This is a genomic window from Archangium sp. Cb G35 (assembly GCF_001896145.1).
Classification (GTDB): Bacteria; Myxococcota; Myxococcia; order Myxococcales; family Myxococcaceae; genus Archangium; species Archangium violaceum.
Window position 1 is genome coordinate 689,182 of sequence record NZ_MPOI01000003.1, and the last position, 16,708, is coordinate 705,889.

The 16,708-nt window shown below is 69.5% G+C and carries 15 protein-coding genes; 8 read left to right on the forward strand and 7 right to left on the reverse strand.

Annotated elements, in window-relative coordinates; genetic code table 11:
* Positions 1 to 20: 20 nt before the first annotated feature.
* The 3 genes from BO221_RS13135 to BO221_RS13145 all read right to left on the reverse strand — a co-directional run bounded on the left by BO221_RS13135 (position 21) and on the right by BO221_RS13145 (position 3,145).
* Positions 21 to 224, reverse strand: a complete 204-nt coding sequence (locus BO221_RS13135; RefSeq protein WP_073560735.1) for a cold-shock protein — start codon at positions 222 to 224, stop codon at positions 21 to 23.
* Positions 225 to 433: 209 nt separating this feature from the next.
* Entirely contained in the window at positions 434 to 1,741 is a 1,308-nt protein-coding gene (locus tag BO221_RS13140; RefSeq protein ID WP_073560736.1) for an NCS2 family permease, read from the reverse strand.
* A gap of 111 nt (positions 1,742 to 1,852) precedes the next feature.
* A complete protein-coding gene (locus tag BO221_RS13145; protein ID WP_233165947.1) occupies positions 1,853 to 3,145 on the reverse strand; it encodes a discoidin domain-containing protein in 1,293 nt (430 codons plus the stop codon).
* A 433-nt stretch (positions 3,146 to 3,578) separates the two neighbouring features.
* On the opposite strand from BO221_RS13145, the gene BO221_RS13150 reads away from it, so the two are divergent.
* The gene (locus tag BO221_RS13150) at positions 3,579 to 4,223 is read left to right on the forward strand and encodes a porin family protein (RefSeq protein WP_143195419.1); all 645 of its coding nucleotides are present in this window, start codon (positions 3,579 to 3,581) and stop codon (positions 4,221 to 4,223) included.
* A gap of 27 nt (positions 4,224 to 4,250) precedes the next feature.
* Here the strand turns inward: BO221_RS13150 and treZ are convergent, their stop codons facing one another.
* Positions 4,251 to 6,098, reverse strand: coding sequence for a malto-oligosyltrehalose trehalohydrolase (gene treZ, locus BO221_RS13155; protein ID WP_073560738.1), 1,848 nt, complete (start codon positions 6,096 to 6,098; stop codon positions 4,251 to 4,253).
* Positions 6,099 to 6,283: 185 nt separating this feature from the next.
* On the opposite strand from treZ, the gene BO221_RS13160 reads away from it, so the two are divergent.
* Positions 6,284 to 7,426, forward strand: coding sequence for an AAA family ATPase (locus BO221_RS13160; RefSeq protein WP_073560739.1), 1,143 nt, complete (start codon positions 6,284 to 6,286; stop codon positions 7,424 to 7,426).
* Positions 7,427 to 7,598: 172 nt separating this feature from the next.
* Here the strand turns inward: BO221_RS13160 and BO221_RS13165 are convergent, their stop codons facing one another.
* Positions 7,599 to 8,747, reverse strand: a complete 1,149-nt coding sequence (locus BO221_RS13165) for a pyridoxal phosphate-dependent aminotransferase (protein WP_073560740.1) — start codon at positions 8,745 to 8,747, stop codon at positions 7,599 to 7,601.
* Positions 8,748 to 8,820: 73 nt separating this feature from the next.
* Here BO221_RS13165 and BO221_RS13170 point away from each other — a divergent pair, with 73 nt between their 5' ends.
* The 5 genes from BO221_RS13170 (at position 8,821) to BO221_RS13190 (ending at position 12,686) form a co-directional block, all read left to right on the forward strand.
* Positions 8,821 to 9,999 carry a hypothetical protein gene (locus BO221_RS13170; protein ID WP_073560741.1) on the forward strand — a complete coding sequence of 393 codons (1,179 nt, stop codon included), beginning with the start codon at positions 8,821 to 8,823 and terminating at the stop codon, positions 9,997 to 9,999.
* Between the two features lie 32 nt (positions 10,000 to 10,031).
* Positions 10,032 to 11,018, forward strand: a complete 987-nt coding sequence (locus BO221_RS13175; RefSeq protein WP_233165949.1) for a HEAT repeat domain-containing protein — start codon at positions 10,032 to 10,034, stop codon at positions 11,016 to 11,018.
* Positions 11,019 to 11,077: 59 nt separating this feature from the next.
* The gene (locus tag BO221_RS13180; protein WP_073560742.1) at positions 11,078 to 11,620 is read left to right on the forward strand and encodes a peptidase M23; all 543 of its coding nucleotides are present in this window, start codon (positions 11,078 to 11,080) and stop codon (positions 11,618 to 11,620) included.
* A 210-nt stretch (positions 11,621 to 11,830) separates the two neighbouring features.
* Positions 11,831 to 12,283, forward strand: coding sequence for a DUF5666 domain-containing protein (locus BO221_RS13185; RefSeq protein ID WP_073560743.1), 453 nt, complete (start codon positions 11,831 to 11,833; stop codon positions 12,281 to 12,283).
* A 28-nt stretch (positions 12,284 to 12,311) separates the two neighbouring features.
* Positions 12,312 to 12,686, forward strand: a complete 375-nt coding sequence (locus BO221_RS13190; protein WP_073560744.1) for a DUF5335 family protein — start codon at positions 12,312 to 12,314, stop codon at positions 12,684 to 12,686.
* An 81-nt stretch (positions 12,687 to 12,767) separates the two neighbouring features.
* Here the strand turns inward: BO221_RS13190 and BO221_RS13195 are convergent, their stop codons facing one another.
* Complete coding sequence (locus BO221_RS13195; protein ID WP_083680995.1) at positions 12,768 to 13,568, reverse strand: M57 family metalloprotease; 801 nt, start codon at positions 13,566 to 13,568, stop codon at positions 12,768 to 12,770.
* Between the two features lie 471 nt (positions 13,569 to 14,039).
* On the reverse strand, positions 14,040 to 15,104 hold the full coding sequence (locus BO221_RS13200; protein ID WP_233165951.1) for a Rieske 2Fe-2S domain-containing protein: 1,065 nt from the start codon (positions 15,102 to 15,104) through the stop codon (positions 14,040 to 14,042).
* Positions 15,105 to 15,238: 134 nt separating this feature from the next.
* On the opposite strand from BO221_RS13200, the gene BO221_RS13205 reads away from it, so the two are divergent.
* Positions 15,239 to 16,696, forward strand: a complete 1,458-nt coding sequence (locus tag BO221_RS13205) for a phospholipase D-like domain-containing protein (RefSeq protein ID WP_073560745.1) — start codon at positions 15,239 to 15,241, stop codon at positions 16,694 to 16,696.
* Positions 16,697 to 16,708: the final 12 nt, after the last annotated feature.

The window sequence follows — 16,708 nt, forward strand, 5'->3', positions numbered from 1 at the left end:
GCCGGTCCTGACGGCGCGTCTCAGCGAGGACGGACGTTCTGCGCCTGCAGGCCCTTGGGGCCGCGGGCGACGTCGAACTCGACCTTCTGCCCTTCCTGCAGGGAGCGGAAGCCATCGGACTGGATCGCGCTGTGGTGGCAGAAGAGGTCCTCGCCCCCGCCGTCCTGCGTGATGAATCCGAAGCCCTTCGCGTCGTTGAACCACTTCACGGTACCGATTGCCATTTACTCGTCTTCTTTCTTGTCCGGCCTCAATGAGTTGAGCCGGAGGCCACACCCAGGTGCGGGGCAGCCATTGCCGTGTGTCACGTTTCGAGGCGCGTGCCTAGGGGACCCCCTCCGAATGTCTCCGGAATGTGGCCCCCGTGACTGGCGGCTGGGGAGGTAACCCGGAGTCCCGGACGCCCATTCCCCGGGCGCGCATCCCCTCGGAATCAGGCGCCGCCGCTCGTGGCGTAGTGCAGCACCAGCAGCACCGCCAGCACGTACACCACCGGGTGCGCCTCGCGCGGGCGCCCCGACAGCAGCTTCAGCGCCGCGTACGACACGATGCCCGCGCTGATGCCGTTCGCGATGGAGTACGTGAAGGGCATCAGCACGATGGTGAGGAACGCCGGCAGCGCATCATCCATCCGGTTCCACTCCAGCTCGCGCGCCCCGCTCATCATCAACGCGCCCACCACCACCAGCACGGGCGCCGTCGCCACTGGAGGAATCGCCGCCAGCGTGGGCACGAAGAAGAGCGACAGCAGGAAGAGCACCGCCACCACCACCGCCGTCAGCCCCGTGCGCCCGCCCTCCTCCACGCCCGCCGCCGACTCGATGTAGCACGTCACCGTGCTCGTCCCGAACGCCGCGCCCGCCGCGGTGCCCACCGCGTCCGCCATGAAGCCCCGGCCCGCGCCCGGCAGCTCTCCGTTCGGCTTCAGGAAGCCGCCGATGCGCCCCACGCCCAGCAGCGTGCCCGCCGTGTCGAACAGGTCCACGAACAGGAACGCCAGCATCACCGTGAGGAACTTGCCCGTCAGCACCTGCGAGAAGTCGAACGCCCAGAACGTCTCACGAGGCAGCGAGGGCACGCTCACCCACGTGGCGGGCGCCTTCGCCAGGCCCAGCCCCCATGCCGCCACCGCCACCACCGCGATGCCCATCAACAGCGCGCCCTGCACCTTGCGCGACGACAGCACCCCGATGATGAGCAGTCCCGCCAGTGCCAGCAGCGGAGCCGGCGCGTGCAGCGCACCCAGTTGCACCAGCGTGGCCGGGCTGTCCGTCACCAGCCCCGCGTTCCTCAAGCCGATGAGCGCCAGGAACAGCCCGATGCCCGTGGTGGTGGCCATCTTGATGGGCCCGGGAATGGCCCGGAGGATGAGCGAGCGGATGCCGCCGTAGGACAGCACGATGAACAGCAGGCCCTCGACGAACACCGCCGTCAGCGCGAAGCGCCAGTCCACGCCCAGGCCCTTCACCACGCCATAGGTGAAGTAGGCGTTGAGCCCCATGCCCGGCGCCAGCGCGAAAGGGAAGTTGGCGTACAGGCCCATGAGCAGCGTGCCGAACGCCGCCCCCAGTGCCGTGGCCACCGTCACATCCGCCACCGGCATCCCCGCTTCCGACAGAATCTGCGGGTTGACCAGCAGGATGTACGCCATGGTCAGGAACGTCACCAGGCCCGCGCGCAGCTCCGTCCCCACGGACGAGCCCCGCTCACGAATGTGGAACAGACGCTCGAGTGCTTCCATGGAGCGCCGGTATAGACGCCCCGCCCGGCGCCAGACATGAAAAAGGCGCGGAGAGCCTCGCTCCCCGCGCCCGATGCTTCACTGCTTCACGCCGGGTGGGTGAAGCGATGACTACTCGGCGATCTCACGAACGCTCAGCCACTTGAAGTCCACGTCCGAGGCGCTGTCCCAGCGGAACGTGGCCAGCGGGCCGCCCCAGGTGATGGGCATGGCGTCCACGGAGCCACCGCAGTTGGTGGAGTCGCCACCAATCTGGCCGTAGTCCGTGATGTCGTAGACCTGCTTCCACGTCACCTTGTCCGCGTTCTCGTTGAGCCACATCTCCAGCTTCACCGCGGGCTTCCCGTTGTAGAGGACGTTCTTCATGATGGACTTGAAGCCCACCCAGCGGCCCTTGAGCGCGGTGGTGCCCGTCTTGTAGGCCGTCTGGTCGTAGCTCACGTGCCAGGACTCCTTCTGCCAGCGCACGCGGCCGTCGTAGTGCAGGCTGCCCTTGTACGAGGAGCCCTCGCAGGCCAGGCCATCGTTGTGGCGGCCACCGCGCGCATACCAGGCGAAGTTGTCGCTCGCGTCGCTGACGGCGTTCACCTTGATGAAGCCCGTCATCTCCACGTTCTTCCAGTCGTTGGCGGCCTGCATGTAGCCACGGCCCGCCAGCACGTCCCGGTCATACGTGGGAATCTTGTTCGAGTCGTAGCCCGTGGAGGTGAGCGCGTGCATGCGCACCTGGCTGCTCTTCATCTTCCAGGAGCCATCCGCGTTGCGGGTGATGGTGTCCTGGGGATCGAAGCGCGAGTCCGTCAGCGCCGCGTCCTTGAGGAACCACGTCTCGCCGCCCGTCTTCGTCGGGTAGAGCATCTTCACGCCGAAGACGTCGGTGCCCGTCGCGGGCGGCGTCGTGGGCGGCGTGGGCTCCGTGGGTGGCGTGGTGGTACCACCGGTGATGGCGGCCATCTCGGAGATGCTCGCCCAGGTGTTCATCGTGGTGCCATTCACCGTCACGCGCACATAGCGGGCATTCCTGGCCGCGAAGGTGTAGCGCTCGAAGGCGGCCGTCTTCCCGGACGAGGTGCCGGAGAAGGCCTGCGTGAAGGTGGTGCCATCCGTGGACGTCGAGATGACGAACTTGCTGGCGCGCTCATTGCCCCGGTACCAGGCGATGTCGAGCGCGGTGAGGGACTTCACGGCGCCCATGTCTCCCTGGAGCCACTGGCCGATGCCATCCGCGGACCAGCGGGTGCCCGAGCTCCCGTCGATGGCGTTGCCCGGCACGTTGCCGTCATGCGCCTTCGCGGTGGCGGAGGTGAAGCCGCCGGCCGCCAACGCCGGAGCGGCGGAGAGGGCGAGGACGGAGACGAGTCCGAAGGCGGACAGCCGCATGCGGCGGGTAGAGAGTCGATTCACTGTGTCGCTTTCCTTCGTGTGAGGGGATTCGGCGCGGCCGGGGAATTTCCCGTGCACCCCATCCCGTGTGTTGGGCTCCAAACACTCGACTTCCCAATCAATTCCCTCAGATTTCTGAGGATTTTCAAGGGGTTACGAGCGCAGCCCTCCCTGTGAGGTCTCATCGGGCCGATGGACCTCCAAACCAGGGATACGGGCGTCCGGCCCGATGGGGCCTCGCGCCGCTGCTTGCCCACCAACCTGACAGGTCAGTAGGAAGTGAGGGGTATAACAAGTCACATTCCGTGTGCCCACCCCCAGCCGGCCCCGGGTGCGTCGCACTGGCCGCCTGGAGGGATGGCGCACGGAGAGGGGGCGCTTCCGGTCCTCAAGGCCCGCGCCCAGTTTTCGACAGACCCCCCCGACAGGGTGGGGGGGACAGGGAGGCAACACCATGAGCTTCAAGATGAAGTGGGGGCTCGGCGCGATCGCCGCGGCCACGTTGTTCGCCGTGCCCGCGTTGGCCCAGGACGACTACATCCCGGACGACGACATCACCCCGGAGGAGAGCATCTACGACGCGGGCCGCGGAGAGCGCGGAGGAGGCGGCCTCTTCAATGACCTCAACGTCGCCGTGTCGGGCGGCTTGAACACGTACACCGGTGACATCGGTGACAACACGACCGCGGGTGGATTCCTCGGCGTGCAGGCCAACTCGCGGCCACTGCCGTTGCTGGGCGTGGAGCTCGGCTATGAGGGCGCGCGCAACGCGTTCGAGGACATCGACGGAGGCCTGTGGCGGCACAACGTGGGCGCGCTGGCCAAGGTGGGCCCGGAGCTGCTCGCCAATGGAAGCCTGCGGCCCTTCGTCGGCGCGGGTTTCGGCGTGAGTCTGCTCAACCCGAGCGAGGACGGAGAGCTCTTCTTCGAGAACGACGTCGTCACCGAGGTGCCGTTGGCCGCGGGCGTGGACTACAAGTTCGGCGGCGTCACCGCTGGCGCGCGCGCCACCTACCGGCTGGTGGGCGGCGAGGACCTGGGACTGGCGCAGGACGGCAACATCGTCAACTTCGGTATCCAGTTGGGCGGCGCGTTCTGAGGCACACCGCCCTGGCTCCCGGGGGACTCAGTCCGTGAGACGCACCACCACGGCCGAGGGTCCCTCGAGCCGTACTCCCCCGCTTCGCAGCGGTGCCTCGTGCACGGTGCCGCCGAAGCGGGGGGCTTCGGTCCACAGCACGAGCTCGGAGCGCCCGGGCAGCCGGTGCTCCAACGTCCCACGCACATTGAGGATGACCTGGAGCGCGCCCCCGGGGCCGCGGCGCTCGAGCACCAGCCCGTGCTCACCGGTGGGCCGCGCGTCGAACTGGCCCCGGCGGGTGTCCTTCAGACACGGGTCCGTGGCGCGCAGGCGCAGCAGCTCCCGGTAGAGGGCGAGCACTCCCGCGTGCTCTGGCTTCGCCGCCTCGTTCCAGTCGAGCTTCGAGCGCGTGAAGGTCTCCACGGCCTGAGGGTCCGGCACCGTATCGCCCGAGAAGCGCGTGAAGCCGGCGAATTCCTTGCGCCGCCCCTCCGTCACCAGCTTGCCCAATTCGGCGTTGTGGTCCGTGAAGTAGAGGAAGGGTGTGCTCGCGTTCCACTCCTGCCCCATGAAGAGCAGCGGCGTGTAGGGCGACAGCAGCAGCAGCGCGCTCATCGCGCGGAAGGCGGCCGGGGAGACGTCCGCGCCCAGCCGCTCGCCATGCGCCCGGTTGCCCACCTGATCATGGTTCTGGATGCAGTGCACGAGCTGCCAGGGTTGCGCCTCCCGGGCGGGCGTGCCTCGCGCGTGGCCGGCCACCTGGGACACCTGCCCCTCGTAGAACCAGCCCTGCCGCAGCGTGCGGGCCAGGTCCTCCATGCTGCCGGTGTAGTCGCGGTAGTAGCCCTCGTTGTCCCCGGCGAAGGCGCGGCGCATCTGATGGTGGAAGTCGTCCGCCCAGACGCCGTCCAGTCCGTAGCCGCCCTTCTCCCTCGGGCGCACCAGGCGCGTGTCGTTGCGCTCGTCCTCGGCGATGACGACCACCCGGCGGCCGGGAGCCGAGGCCCGGGCGCACTCGGCGATCTCCGTGAGCAGGTGCGACGAACCGTCGTCGAGGATGGCGTGGGCGGCGTCCAGGCGCAGCCCGTCCGCGTGGTAGTCGCGGATCCACATCTCCACGTTGGAGAGCACCAGGTGGCGCACCACCGGGGAGCCCTCGCCGTCGTAGTTGACGGCATCCCCCCACGGCGTGTGGTGGCGGCCGGTGAAGTAGTGCGGCGAGTAGCAGCGCAGGTAGTTCCCGTCCGGCCCGAAGTGGTTGTAGACGGCGTCGATGAGCACCGCGAGCCCCTCGGCGTGGGCGGCGTCGATGAGGCTCCGCAGGCCCTGGGGTCCGCCATAGGCGGCGAGCGGAGCGAAGAGGTCCACCCCGTCGTAGCCCCAGTTGCGCACGCCCGGGAAGCTGGCCAGCGGCATCAGCTCCAGCGTGGTGACGCCCAGTTCCTTGAAGGAGCGCAACCGGGGGATGAGGGCCTCGAAGGTGCCCTCGGGCGTGGCGGTGCCCACGTGCACCTCGTAGATGACCTGGGCTTCCGGGTCCGGCCCCTTCCACGCGGCGTCCGTCCAGGCGAAGCCGGGCACCACCACCTCGGAGGGGCCGTGTACACCGTCCGGCTGTGAACGGCTCCAGGGGTCCGGGAAGGGCCCCTCTCCGTCCACCCGCAGCTTGTAGCGCACGCCCGGGCCGGCTCCGGCGAGGGTCGCGGAGAAGAAGCCTCCCCCCTCGTCCACCATGGGCACCGAGTCGCCCGGCTGCTGGCCCTCCCGCTCATACAGCACCACCCGCACCTCGCGGTGTCCGGGAGCCCAGACACGCCACCGCACTCCCGCCCCCGGCTCCACCCAAGCGCCCAGGCGAGGAGCCTGCCCTCGCGCGTTCTGTACCTTTTCCATGCCCCCCTACTTATCCACCCTCACGCCCGAGAGAGGTGTCTCTTGGGGCAAGAGGGGGTAGAGATGTTCACTGGTGGCCCGCCTCGGGCGTTGGATGCCCCCTCCGAGAGCGGGCGGGCACTGGCGTGGAGAGCAGGCAACGCTTGTCCAGTGCGGTCCCGAACCGGAAAGATGCCGTCCACTCCATGAGCCCACGTCCCGACCACCTGCAGGCCCTCCCCTTCGAGCGCAGCGATTCCGTTCGCGAGCGCGTCGCCGCGTTGGAGGTGCTCTCTCCCCGTGAGATCGACCAACGTCTCTCCGAGCTGGGCTACAGGGGCCAGCAGGAGGCCCGGCGCGCGGCGTCGGTGCTCACCTACCGGCACCTGCAGCGGCTGCGGCGCATCCACCTGGAGGGGCTCGCCCCCGAGCCGGGGACGCGGGAGAACTGTCTGTTCCTGGGGCCCACGGGCAGCGGGAAGACGTTCCTGGTGGAGCTGCTCTTCAAGGAGATTCTGGGGGTGCCCACCGTCATCGTGGACGCCACGCAGTTCTCCGAGACGGGCTACGTGGGCGACGACGTGACGACGATGCTCTCGCGCCTGTACGAGGCGGCGGGCGGGGACGCGGCGTGGGCGGCCTGCGGGGCCATCTGCATGGACGAGTTCGACAAGCTCGCCACCAGCCGCTCCGATGCCCGCTTCTCCGGACAGCAGACCACCAAGGACGTGAGCGGTTTTGGCGTGCAGCGCAGCCTGCTCAACCTGCTGAGCGCGCCGCGGGCGGACTTTCCGCCGGACTTCGGCTTCACCAGCCGCACGCCGCCCATGCCGATGGAGCTGTCGGCGCTGACCTTCATCGCCTGCGGGGCCTTCAGCGGGCTGAAGCACACGGCGGAGGAGCTGGGCGGCCACAAGGAGCGGATGGGCTTCGGGCGCGAGACGGGCAAGCGCGAGACGGCCATCGCGGAAAAGGTGACGGACGATCAGCTCGAGCAGACGACGGCCTTCGCGCGCTACGGCTTCATTCCGGAGCTGATTGGACGCTTCAGCCGCATCGTCTCCTTCTCGCCGCTGGACGCGCAGACGCTGGGCAAGATCCTCGAGGACAACGTGCTGCGCGCGTATGAGCGCGAGTTCGCCCACGAGGGGCTGACGCTGGTGGTGGAGCCCACGGTGCGCGAGTGGGTGGTGGCGCGGGCGCTCAAGCGCGAGACGGGAGCCCGCGGCCTGCGCGCCACCCTGGTGCCGCAGTTGGAGCGCGCCGCGTACGACCACTTCGGCGAGCCGCAGGTGGCCACCGTGCGCCTGGTGCTCGACGGCGAACAGGTGCGCACCGTCGCGGAGTGAGGCACCCCCGCAAAGAAAAACGCGGTGCCGGTGTGGGAACCGGCACCGCGCGTCCATCCAGGTCCCGGGGAGCCTCCTCGAGTGCCCCCCTGGCTCGGCACGGCTCCGCTCAGCCGCGGTACTGGTGGATGGACATGATGGGGTATCGGGAACTGGTACGGAAAAGTTGCGTCTACCGGCGCAGAATCCCGGCCAGCACCTCCACCCCCCTCAGCACCACCTCGGGCGTCGAGCAGGTGAAGCACAGCCGGATGTGGTGGGGAAACGGTCCGAAGCTGGGCCCCGGAGACACCAGCAGGTTGCGCTCGACGCACCGCTCCAGGAGCCCCGGCAGGCCCCGCTCGTCCAGGTGCGCGGAGACGTCCAGGAAGAGGAAGGTGCTGCCCTCCGGAGGAGGAACCCCCAGGCGCGCGGCCGCCTTCCTCCCCGTGTCGCGGTAGCTCGCGGAGGCCATGGCCACCCAGGCCTCTCCCGGCCCTCGCAACACGCGCTCCCCGGCCAGCTGCGCGGCGGTCGGCGCACTGTAGAAGGAGTGGGTGCTCACCTTGCGCAGCTGCGCCACGGCGTCCTCGGGCCCCACCACGTAGCCACACCGGTTGCCCGCCATGCCGTAGCCCTTGCTGAAGGAATACGAGGAGAGCGTCCGCTCCGGCGCCAGTGCGCGCGCGTACGTGTGCTCGCCCTCGTACACGTAGTCCTCGTACACCTCGTCCGAGAGCAGCCACAGCCCCTCGCGCCGGGCCAGCTCCGCCAGCGCCTCCACCCATGCGCGCGGTAGCACCCGCCCCGACGGGTTGTTGGGCGTGTTGAGGTAGAGCGCCACGCTGCGCTCCGTGAGCCGCTCGCGCACCGCCGCCACCAGCGCCTCCGGGCCGTCACAGTCCAGGAAGGGCACCGGCACCGGCCTGCCGTGGAACGCCGTGACGATGCCGGAGATCAGCGGCCAGTAGGGCGCGAGGATGAGCACCTCCTCTCCCGGCGCCACCAGCCCGCCGATGATCGCCCCCAGCGCGCCCGTGGCCCCCGTGGTGACGAGCACCTGTGAGCGCTCCGTGGCTACGCCCGTCTTCGCGCGCACCCGCTCGACGATCGCATCCAACAGCCCCGGCATCCCCTGCACCGGCGCGTAGCGGTGCATCCCGGGGTACTCCGCCACCCGGAAGTCCTCCATCCGGCAGCCCTCGGGCGGCTCCATCCATGTGTCCCCTACGTGCAGCGGGTACACCTCTCCGGACCTGCTCGCCAGCCGCTCCGCCAGCGCGGAGTACAGCGAGCTCGACATGCCCGAGACCGAGGGGGCGTAGCTGGGATGACGCGGCATGACACTCCTCACTCCCTGAGAAATTCTTGAAGTCCAATCATTTCTCGTGATACCAGGAATACCCGTTCACACCATGCAACGTCCATCCATCAAGGCCGCCGCACTGTTCGGCGCACTGTTACTCATTGTCCTCGGGGCGGCACTGGTCTCGCGCGGCTCCGGTCCGGCTGGAGACGGGTCCTCGGACTCCGCGGCCACTCCGGAAGGGTCCGCCGGGAAGGCGCGGGGTGCCACCGGCTCCGCCAACGCCGCGGGCTCCGCCCAGCCCAAGGAGGCCACACCGAAGGAGGACATCCTGCCCATGCCGGGGTGCTGGGAGGGTGTGGGCGAGTTCGACAAGAACACCTCGCTCGACAACTTCCGCCAGGCGCTGGCCTCGGCCGTGGGCGCGGGGGACCGGGAGCTCGCGCAGTACCTCCAGGAGCGCCTTACGGAGCTGATCGGCGGAGACACCAGCCGGGCCCTCCAGGTGCTCGACTGGGCGGAGCAGTCGCAGCAGCCAGAGCTGGGCGTGTTCATGGAGGCGCTCAAGGACGCCGCCGCCGTGCATGACCCGAAGGTGGTGGAGCGCCTGCTGAAGATGGGCGAGGACCCGGGCGCGCAGCTCGTCAACCGCGCCGCGGCGCTGGACACGCTCGAGTCGCAGAAGAGCCTGTCGGCGGCCAACATCCAGCGGCTCAAGGCGGTGGCGATGGACGTGTCCACGGACTCGGCGGGCTGGGTGGCCACGCGCACGCTGGGCCGGGTGATGAAGGAGGACTACGAGCGCACCGGCAACTTCGCTCCGTATTGGAAGGAGCTGATGGACATTGGCGAGAAGTCCGAGGACATGGCCGTGCGCCTGCTCGCGCTGGAGATGCCGTCCTACTCCAACCCCATCATCGGCGGGGACTCCATCGAGCGGCTGAGCACCATCATGCGGAATGACAAGGAGCGCGACGTGCGCGAGATGGCGGCCTTCCGGCTCGCCGTCACCGAGACGCCGGAGAAGGCGCTCGAGGCCTACCGCACCGCCTTCCCGGCCGAGCAGGACGAGTGCGTGCGCTGGGCCATCTTCCGCTTCGCCGTACGCGCGGGCGGGGCCCAGGCGCTGCCGCTGCTCGCGCAGATGGCCGCGCAGGATCCGCGCTTCGCGCAGGACTACCAGGACTTCCAGAAGCTCTACGCCTCGGGCGCGGTGGACTTCGTCCGCATCTGGCTGGGCAAGGAAGAGCGCCACCAGTGCATCGTCGAGGAAGGAGCGCCGCACTGATGAGCCCCCACTCCCTCGAAGGAATGACTCGCATGAACCGCCCTTCCCGCTGGCGCGTGGCGCTGCTCGCCTCGGCGGCCTGGCTGCTGCCCGTCACCGCCTCGGCCACCGGGAACGAGCCGCCCCTGCGCGCGACGACGTGCTCCTTCACCGGCATGCTGGACGAGCTGCGCGCGGCACTGAAGACGGGCTCGCCGGCCTACCGCAAGTACGTGAAGGAGCGGCTGAAGATGGCCGCCCGCGTGATGCCGGCCGAGGAGCTGCTCGCCGCCGTGCAGCAGGAGCGGGACCCGGACGTGCTGGAGGCCCTGGGTGGAGCGGTGGCGGGCAAGGCCAGCTTCAGCGAGGACGCCTCCCTCCTCCAGCCCCTGCTGGCGCGCGCGGCGAGTGACTCGGACCCGGCCCTGCGCGCCGCGGCGGTGCGCGGGATGAAGGGGATCGGCTCCGTGGACGCCATGGGCAAGAACGGCAACGTGGTGACGTACGACCAGCTCATCCGCGACAGCGCGCCCGAGGTGCGCCAGGCGGTGGTGGAGAACCTCGTCCACGAGAACGCCAAGGTGTACTTCGGCCACGACAAGACGGTGTCCGAGACGGCCGTGGCCACGGCCCTCGCCTCCAAGGACCCCGAGGCGGCCGCGACGCTGCTGTCCGAGGTCTCCATGGAGCAGGTGGGCCACGAGACGGTGGAGAAGCTGCGCGGCAACCTGCGCACGGACCACCCGGGCCTGCGCGCGGCCTCGGCCACGGCGCTCGGCGGAGTCCCCGGCGCGGAGGCGGCCGGCACGCGCCGCTCGCTCGTGGACCTCTACCGCACGGACAAGGACCCGGCGGTGCGCAAGGCGGCGCTGCAGGGCATCGCCCGGCTGGGCATGGGCGGCGCGAGCACCACGCTCGAGTCGCTGCGCGGCGTGGCGCCAGGGATGGACGCGGAGATCGACGCCTGGCAGTCCGCGCTCAGGCTGGGCCTGCAGGAGTGGCACCTGGTGCTCCGCGAGAAGGAGCGCATCCGCAAGTAACGGGGGGAAGGCAGTTCCTCATGCAGTGAAACACCGGAGTGAAGCACTCAGGAGGAAGTATGAACGCGAAGAAGATGATGTACGCCGCCGCGGCGCTCGTGGCGGGCTGGGCCGGGGTGGCCGTTTCCGCCACCGCCAAGGGCCCCATCTGCGACACCACCGCGTACGTGAACTCGACCACGTACTACAGCTGCTCGGGCAGCAGCCACACCGCGCTCGATATCGGCAACGGCTCGTGCAACGAGTGGAACCACCGCGGCATGCTGGCGGGCAGCTACTACTACAAGTACTACGGCGGCTGTGCGGGCGCCTGCTACGGCTCCACCTGTAACGGCGGCGCGGGCAACTACTACGTCGTCACCGGCGCCAACGGCTGGGACTTCCGCCAGCTGCACTTCTACGCCAACGTGAGCTCCGGCTCGAAGACGTGCGACGGCTGCGCGCTGGGCCTCGTGGGCGGCACCGGCCAGGCCACTGGCCCGCACGTGCACGCGGACAACCGCCAGTACTCCACCCGCAAGTCCGCCTGGTACACCAGCAAGGGCACCACCTGCGGCACCAACGCCTACTGCGGCAACATCATCGGCGTCCCCACGCTGTGATTCGCCGTCCCCACCGCCCCGCTCCTCACCGGGCGGAGCGGTGGTTTCCCCGGGCCGTGGCCCGCCCTCCGCTCGAGGGCCCGAGGCCCGCCCGGATGCCCGCTCCCCGGACGGGCTCGTCCGCTCCGCTCCCCGCTCGCTTCCCCATGGCCGCGCCCGCTCCGGCTGCCCACCTTGGAAGCATCGGCTTTGGGACACGGGGAGCAACGAATGGGCATGCACAAATGGACGTGGAGCCTGACGGCGGTGGCCCTGCTCGGGCTGGCCTCCGGCTGCAAGGAGCGGACGAGCGAGACCCCGGGCCGAGAGAGCGGCTCCACGGTGGTGAGCGGCAACCAGGGGGATGAAACTCCCAATGACGAGCAGAGCATCACCGAGGGGCGTCCCGACCTCACCGGCGGCGAGGACCTGGCGGACCAGGAAATCTACGGGACGGTGACGGGGATGGCCGCCAACAGCGTCACGGTGCGCGACCGGGGTGGCACCTCGATGACACTCGTGTTGGAGGACGACACCCGCTTCCTCCGTCAGGGCCAGCAGGCGGCCCGCTCGCAGCTGCGCGAGGGCATGCAGGTGCGCGCCGCCTATGACGAGGACGAGGGCCACTACGAGGCCACCACCGTGGAGCTGCTCCCGGGTGCCTCCGCGCCCCAGGGCAAGTGAGTCCTCCCGTCATCCCACGAGGTGCGCCATGCATCACACGCGAGAGATTCCCCGCGAACGGTGGGCCGACTACCTCCTGCTGCTGAGCGCCGTCGAGCACGACCAGCAGGTCCGCATCCAGGCCGCGGGACCGGAGCTGGGAGACCAGCGGGTGGCCTGGAACCTGCCGCTGGTGGAGATCCTCGTCGAGGAGAAGGGCAGCGACGAGGGCGCCATCGAGGTGACGGTGGGCCATCCCGGCGAGGAGTTCACCCATCGCATCCTCCACCCGGTGCACGTCTGGGCCGAAGAGAGCGACACCGGGGAGCTCGAGTGCCTCGACATCGAGGACGAGGACCACGTGAAGACGCTCATCTCCTTCGAGCCGCGGGAGCTGCTCGAGGAGGCGCAGGCGCCGGCGTGAAAAACGAAGAGGCCGGAGACGCCCCGCCCCACGTGGAGGCGTGCATCCCCGGCCCTTCGTCAGCTCAGGTGAGCGGAGGGATTACGGGTACAGCGCGCGGGCGCCGGTCTTGTCCAGGCTGGTCAGCACGAGGTCGCCGGTCTGGGTGCCATTGCACTGGGGGTAGTGCATGACGGAGGCCCGGTCGTAGGTGCTGGTCAGCGCGCGCCACTGGTTGTCCTCGTAGCAGCCCGAGGCGGTGGAGCGGGTGTGCTCGTGGCGGAAGCCGAGCACGTGGCCCAGCTCGTGGCGCAGCACGCCCGTCAGGGTCCAGGAGCCCGTCGAGGAGAAGGCGCTGGTGCTGATGAGCACGTTGCGGGCCGAGCGGCTGGAGTTCGGGAAGAACGCGCGCGCCACGTAGCTGGTGGTGGTGGTCATGCGCACGTCGAACACCACGCCGGCCTGGGACGCGGTGCAGTTGGAGTCGTAGCTGCTGGAGTGCACGAAGTTGACGTTGGCGGTGGCCTCCCAGGCCGCGGCCGCGTTGTTCATCGCGGTCACCACGGTGCTGTAGCGGCTGCCGAAGGAGGAGGAGCTCACGCAGTAGGTGATGTTGCGGGCCGCGGTGGCGCTCCACTTGATGTCGCCGCCGATATAGTAGACCGCCAGGCCGTCCTGGGTGGCGCCCACGTCGCCGTTGGCGACGAAGTTGTCATAGTACGCGCGCAGACCCTCGACGCCCTCCACGGCCTCATCGCCGTTGACGACGTACACGTCGCCCTCGTCGTTGATGGCCGAGGCCCGGAACTCCTCCCACGACTGCGTCTTCTGCTCGGGGACCTCGGGACCACCGCAACCAACGAGAGCAACACCGGCCAGCAACGCCATGGAAAGCTTACGCATGGGGGTTTCCTCTTTCGGGAACGACGTGGGGTTTGACGTGGCCGCCTGGAGCACCAGCCGCGACCTCGCGCCGTCCCCCTGAGCACCCAGCGTGCCAACAAGCGGGCTCACCGGAAATCAAGGGCTTAGCGGAAACAACGCGAATAGCCGTGGAGTACCGTCACTCCAGGCTCTCCCGGCTTCCGCGTAAAGGGTCCTGACAACCCGACCGGAAATCCCATGGGATTCCGAGGGCTTGCGCCAATAACATTTCAGACGTCCGGGAATCGGACGCCCATGTTGCTGAATCGGACAGCGGGCACACGTCTCCCGTACCGGAAAGACCCTCCGGACAAGGAAACGGCCACACAGCCGTCCCATACACCTGCAGCATCAAGTTACATCCAATCCATCCAGTATGCACTCAAAAAGTTGATGGACCAACCATCTACCCAGACAGAGCGTGGGCGGCGGCGGGGCACGGTGCAGCGCTCAGCCGTTGGCGGCCTCGGGCAGCGGGAGGGGCGTGGGCGGAGAGGAGGCGTCGCCGCCGGAGAAGTAGATGCGCTCGAGCAGCTTGCGGTGGTGGATGAGGGGCTTGTCGTACTTGCCCAGCCGCATGCCCTTCAGGCTGTAGGGGGTGTGGGCCACCAGGGGGATGAAGCGGGCGTCGTCGCGAATCTCGTACCAGCTCAGGACGAGCGCGGCGCGGCGCACCAGGGGCAGCAGCGGGCGCAGGCGCTCATTGTGGAGCTGGCCGAAGGAGAAGGTGTGCAGGCGCGTGGTGTGCGCCGTCTCCGGCACGAAGAAGATGATGGCGCGGTTGGTGAAGGGGCGCTGCTCGCCGGCGGGGCCCGTCCAGGTGATGGTGTAGTCGGTGCGCACCGGATCGAAGCGCGTCACCCAGTGGTTGTGGAAGAAGTCGCCGTTGCGCAGCAGCAGCAGGGGAATCAGGAAGGAGGGCCGCTGGGGAGCGCTGTAACGCACCTCGGTGCGGTCCTCGAAGTTGTGCGCCTCGTAGGAGATGTCCTTCGTCTGGGCGCGGTTCCACCCGAGGCGGGTGTGGACGAAGGGGGTGTGCTCGTCCTCGCTGAAGTTGTCGAGCGTCACGTGCAGCGGCGCGCGGAAGAGCATGGAGAAGGCGCCGTTGAAGGCGTAGCCCTCGGGGGCGAAGTCGGGGAAGGCGGACAGGGGGGTGTCGCGCGCGGAGAGCCAGAGGTAGCCGAAGCGCTCGACGAGCTGGAAGGCGCGCGCGTCGCACTTCTTGAGGTCGGGCTGGCTGGGGCTGCGGCCGTGGCCGTCGGCGTCGAAGCGCCAGCCGTGGTAGGGGCACTCGAGCTGGCCCTCGCGGGTGACGCGGCCGGCGGACAGGGGGGCCATGCGGTGGGGGCAGGAGTCGGCGAGCGCGGCGGGGCGGCCCTGGGCATCGCGGAAGAGGGCATAGGCCCGGCCCGCGAGCTCCACCCGCACCGGCTTGTCCTTCAACTTCCGTGCGGGGAGGACGGGGTGGAAGAAGCGGGTGACATCGGGAAGGGGCGCGTTGGGCAGGAGCTCCACGGGATGCAGTATAGGTGACCTCCCGGGTCACTCTGAAGGATGCCGGACGGAGCCCCCCTCCCCTGCCCGCGCCCGGGCCCGGAGCATGCACATATTGACTTCCACGCCCGGCCCGGGGACCGGACGGAGGAAGGATGACGCTGGAATCGCTGCTCCTGGAGGTCTGGCCCCATGTGGCGGCGGGGCTCGCGGTGGTGGCCAACCTGCTGGCCACCGGGCACGCGGTGCTGCGCAAGCGGGACGTGCGCGCGGCGGTGGCCTGGGTGGGACTGGTGTGGCTGGTGCCGCTGGTGGGGGTGGTGCTGTACCTGATTCTCGGCATCAACCGCATCCGCCGCCGGGCGCGCTCGCTGACGTTGCGCCAGGAGCATGGCCAGTTCCCCCCGAAGCCGGACGCCGCCCCATGCACGCCCGAACAGCTCGCGGCGGAGGTGCCTCCAGCGGCGCACCTGGCCTCGCTCGTCCGCCTGGTGGACGAGGTGGTGCATCACCGGCCGCTGCTGCCGGGCAACAAGCTGGTGCCCCTGGAGGCCCACGCGGGCGCCTACCCGGCCATGCTGGAGGCCATCGAGGCGGCACGCACCTCCATCTCCCTGTGCAGCTACATCTTCGACAACGACGCGGCGGGCCGGCAATTCGCGGAGGCGCTGGGGAGGGCGGTGGAGCGCGGGGTGCAGGTGCGCGTGCTCATCGACGCGCTGGGCGCGCGCTATGACTGGCCGCCCATCACCGGCCGCCTGCGCCGCGCCGGGGTGCGGGTGGCGCGCTTCCTGCCCACGCTGCTGATACCGGCGCGCCTGCCCTTCATGAACCTGCGCAACCACCGCAAGCTGCTGGTGGTGGACGGCAAGGTGGGCTTCACCGGGGGGATGAACATCCGCGAGCACTTCCTGCCGGGCCACGGCGACGCGAGGGATTTGCACTTCCGCGTGGAGGGGCCGGTGGTGGGGCAGTTGCAGGAGACGTTCGCCGAGGACTGGGCCTTCACCACGAAGGAGCGCCTGCACGGAGAGACGTGGTTTCCCCCGCTGGAGCCCGCCGGGCCGGTGATGGCGCGGGGGATTCCGGATGGCCCGGACGAGGACTTCGAGACGCTGCGCCTGACGCTGCTGGGGGCGCTGGCGTGCGCGCGGAGCACGGTGCGCATCGTCACGCCGTACTTCCTCCCGGAAGCGGCGCTCGTCACCGCGCTGAACGTGGCGGCGCTGCGGGGCGTGCGGGTGGACCTGGTGCTGCCCGAGAAGCTCAACCTCCCGGTGGTGCAGTGGGCCTCCATCGCGCAGCTGTGGCAGGTGATGCGCCCCAACAGCCGCGTCTTCCTCACCGCGCCGCCGTTCGACCACACCAAGCTGATGGTGGTGGATGGGGTGTGGTCGCTCCTGGGCTCGGCCAACTGGGACCCGCGCTCGCTGCGGCTCAACTTCGAGTTCGACGTGGAGTGCTACGACGCGCAACTGGCGGCGCGGCTGGACGCGCTCATCGAGGAGCGGCTGTCGCGCTCGCGGCTCGTCACGCTGGAGGAGCTGAATGCACGGCCGCTGCCCATCCGCCTGCGGGACGGAGTGGCCCGGCTGTTGTCGCCGTACCTGTAGGCCCGCGGCGTC

Coding starts and splice junctions, on each gene's coding strand:
- BO221_RS13135 (WP_073560735.1), bottom strand. CDS start 224: ATGGCAATCGGTACCGTGAAGTGGTTCAACGACGCGAAGGGCTTCGGA.
- BO221_RS13140 (WP_073560736.1), bottom strand. CDS start 1,741: ATGGAAGCACTCGAGCGTCTGTTCCACATTCGTGAGCGGGGCTCGTCC.
- BO221_RS13150 (WP_143195419.1), top strand. CDS start 3,579: ATGAGCTTCAAGATGAAGTGGGGGCTCGGCGCGATCGCCGCGGCCACG.
- treZ (WP_073560738.1), bottom strand. CDS start 6,098: ATGGAAAAGGTACAGAACGCGCGAGGGCAGGCTCCTCGCCTGGGCGCT.
- BO221_RS13160 (WP_073560739.1), top strand. CDS start 6,284: ATGAGCCCACGTCCCGACCACCTGCAGGCCCTCCCCTTCGAGCGCAGC.
- BO221_RS13165 (WP_073560740.1), bottom strand. CDS start 8,747: ATGCCGCGTCATCCCAGCTACGCCCCCTCGGTCTCGGGCATGTCGAGC.
- BO221_RS13170 (WP_073560741.1), top strand. CDS start 8,821: ATGCAACGTCCATCCATCAAGGCCGCCGCACTGTTCGGCGCACTGTTA.
- BO221_RS13175 (WP_233165949.1), top strand. CDS start 10,032: ATGAACCGCCCTTCCCGCTGGCGCGTGGCGCTGCTCGCCTCGGCGGCC.
- BO221_RS13180 (WP_073560742.1), top strand. CDS start 11,078: ATGAACGCGAAGAAGATGATGTACGCCGCCGCGGCGCTCGTGGCGGGC.
- BO221_RS13185 (WP_073560743.1), top strand. CDS start 11,831: ATGGGCATGCACAAATGGACGTGGAGCCTGACGGCGGTGGCCCTGCTC.
- BO221_RS13190 (WP_073560744.1), top strand. CDS start 12,312: ATGCATCACACGCGAGAGATTCCCCGCGAACGGTGGGCCGACTACCTC.
- BO221_RS13195 (WP_083680995.1), bottom strand. CDS start 13,568: ATGCGTAAGCTTTCCATGGCGTTGCTGGCCGGTGTTGCTCTCGTTGGT.
- BO221_RS13205 (WP_073560745.1), top strand. CDS start 15,239: ATGACGCTGGAATCGCTGCTCCTGGAGGTCTGGCCCCATGTGGCGGCG.